This is a genomic window from Facilibium subflavum (genome assembly GCF_003574485.1).
Classification (GTDB): domain Bacteria; phylum Pseudomonadota; class Gammaproteobacteria; order Francisellales; family Francisellaceae; genus Facilibium; species Facilibium subflavum.
The window spans coordinates 1-2722 of record NZ_QLIT01000310.1 but is presented as its reverse complement, the minus strand read 5'-3'; the positions used below and the strand labels follow the sequence as shown (position 1 = coordinate 2722).

Sequence of the window (2722 nt, the reverse complement as noted above, 5' to 3'; positions counted from 1 at the left end):
CCTCGCCATGCGATATAAGGTGCGGCTTCAAGTTGCGCATCTGGAAATAGGCTTTGCCGGCAAATGGAATTAACACCATCACAGCAAAAAAGCCAGTCTACGGTTGTACTTTCGCCATTGGATAGTAATAATGTCACTTTATTATCAGCCTGAGAGATATTATCAACACTGACTCCTTTATGGTAAATATTCTGTGGCAGTTTTTGATGTAATTGCGAATAAATCTCTGACCAGTTATGTGCCATGAAAACACTTAAAAATAAAGGACTTCAGTGGCTACTGTCCTGTAGTGTGATTTTTATGCTGGTGGTATTAAAGTGAATGTTTTAAGTCAATCATTTTTTGTTTCAGTGGCACATCGCAAAAATTGGTGTAAAAAGGTACAATTTATTGGATTCTGTGGTCGAAACAACTAGACAATTGCTTAGGCAAATTATAAACTTTGACCCTGAAAATTTAAGTAATCAAATAGTAATAGGATAAAAAATGCAAGTATCAGTTGAAAAGAAAGAAGGCATTCACTGCGTTTTAAATATTGAGCTATCTGCAAGTGAAGTGGATCAAGAAGTATCTAAGCGCATTAAGAAAATTGCAAAAACAGCAAAAATTGATGGATTTAGACCTGGAAAAGTACCAGCAGGTGTGATTAAGAAGAAATACGGCGAGCAGATTCGTTTTGAAGTATTAGGTGATGTGTTGCCTCAGAAGTATACAAAAGCAATTCAAGATGAAAACCTTAATGCTGCTGGTGTTGAAATTGAGATTACACAAAATGAAGAAGGCAAAGAAGTTAAATTCAACGTTGATGTCGAGTTATTCCCTGAGATTGAAGTAAAAAACTTAGACCAGATTGAGGTTGAAAAACCCGTTGTTGAGCTTGGCCAAGAACAAACAGATAAAATGATTGATAATCTTCGTAAGCAGTTGGCAAGCTGGGATGTTGTTGATCGTGAAGTGCAAAAAGATGACCGTGTAACGATTGATTTTGTTGGTCGTGTAAATGGAGAAGTCTTTGAGGGTGGGTCGGCGAATGATTCAGAAGTGACTATTGGTTCAGGGCAAATGATTCCAGGATTTGAAGATGGTATCATTGGTATGAAAAAAGATGAAGAAAAGACGATTAAAGTTACTTTCCCTGAAGACTATCAAAACGAAGAGCTTAATGGAAAGGAAGCTGAGTTTGATATTGTTGTAAAAGAAATCAAAGCAGCAACGCTACCAGAGATTGATGAAGAGTTTATCAAGCAATTTGGTATTAAAGGTGGTGTTGATGAGTTTTATGCTGAGATTACACAGAATATGGCTCGTGAGCTAAAAGCGGCTAAGCAGCGTAAAACAAAAGAGCAAGTGTTTGAAGGATTGAAAAAGGCAATAGATGTCGAAGTTCCAAAGGCCTTGGTGAAAAAAGAAATTGACCGCTTGAAAAAAGATCTTTTAAAACGTCTTGGTGGTAATGGTGCAAAGCTTAAAATAGAAGACTTGCCGGATAATTTATTTGAGGAAAAAGCAAAAGATAGCGTTAAACTTGGCTTGATTCTAAGTGCAATTGCCGATCAGCAATCATTTGAAGCAGATCAAGAAAGCATTGATGCTTTAATTGAAGAGATGGCTTCTGTTTATGAAGATGCAGAAGAAGTACGCCAGCATGTGAAAAATAATAAACAAGAATTAGAAAATATCAAAGCGGTTGTTATTGAAAATAAATTAGTTGACTGGGTGCTTGAGCAAGCAAAAGTTACTGAAAAAGAAGAAGATTTCTTTGAGCTTGTACGTAACACAATGCCGTCATCATAGAAGAAGTTTTCCAGTTATAAGCGAGATCATTCGTAATTATTTTTTTTAATATTTAGCTTGATTCAAGCTTGGCAAAATGTGGTAAAAAACATTAAACTGGTTTGCATTATAAAATATTGTATTAGGCATATAAGCCACTGTTGTGGCTTTTTTGCTATAACAGGGTAAGTGATAACGATATACAAAAATGAGGTAAGTTTGATGATAACAAATAATTTAGTGCCAATGGTTGTAGAGCAAACATCACGTGGTGAGCGTTCATTTGATATATATTCCCGCTTGTTAAAAGAGCGTATTATTTTTCTAAATGGCGAGGTCAATGATGTGTCCGCAAACCTGGTAATTGCACAACTTTTATTTTTAGAATCTGAAAATCCAGATAAAGATATTTATTTTTATATTAACTCGCCAGGTGGTTCTGTTACTGCTGGGATGGGCGTTTATGATACAATGCAATTTATTAAGCCAAATGTCAGTACGATTTGTACGGGACTTGCAGCGAGTATGGGCGCAGTATTGCTATCTGCAGGGACAAAGGGTAAACGTTATTGCCTACCGCATTCCCAAGTCATGATTCACCAACCATTGGGTGGATTTAGAGGCCAGGCTTCTGATGTTGAAATTCATGCACGTAATATGCTACGCATTAAAGAACGTTTGAATCATGTGTTAGCAAAACATACAGATCGCTCTTATGAGGAAATTGTTGAAGCAACAGATCGTGATAACTTTATGATGGCAGAAGAAGCAAAGGACTATGGTCTAATAGATCAAGTGATTGAATCACGCCATCATCTTGTCAAAAACGACTAGGTTCTGTGAACCAAAAAAACTACAAGATGTGAAATTAAGTTGATTTAATTAAAAAATGATTTGCAAGGTTGCAATCCTTGGTTTGAAATATATTTGAGAAAAACAACAAAGGATC

3 protein-coding genes are annotated in these 2722 nt (G+C 36.1%); 2 read left to right on the top strand and 1 reads right to left on the bottom strand.

Annotation, left to right across the window (positions count from 1 at the left end):
• Positions 1–245, bottom strand: a 245-nt coding sequence (locus tag DNK84_RS13625) for a Rossmann-fold NAD(P)-binding domain-containing protein (RefSeq protein WP_208123346.1), incomplete at its 3' end; no start/stop codon positions are given.
• A gap of 241 nt (positions 246–486) precedes the next feature.
• Between DNK84_RS13625 and tig the strand changes: the two genes are divergently transcribed.
• Together tig and clpP are read left to right on the top strand one after the other, a co-directional pair.
• Positions 487–1794 carry a trigger factor gene (tig, locus tag DNK84_RS13620; RefSeq protein WP_119345006.1) on the top strand — a complete coding sequence of 436 codons (1308 nt, stop codon included), beginning with the start codon at positions 487–489 and terminating at the stop codon, positions 1792–1794.
• A gap of 201 nt (positions 1795–1995) precedes the next feature.
• Positions 1996–2607: an ATP-dependent Clp endopeptidase proteolytic subunit ClpP gene (gene clpP / locus DNK84_RS13615; RefSeq protein WP_119345005.1), complete on the top strand. Its 612-nt coding sequence runs from the start codon at positions 1996–1998 to the stop codon at positions 2605–2607.
• Positions 2608–2722 lie beyond the last annotated feature (115 nt).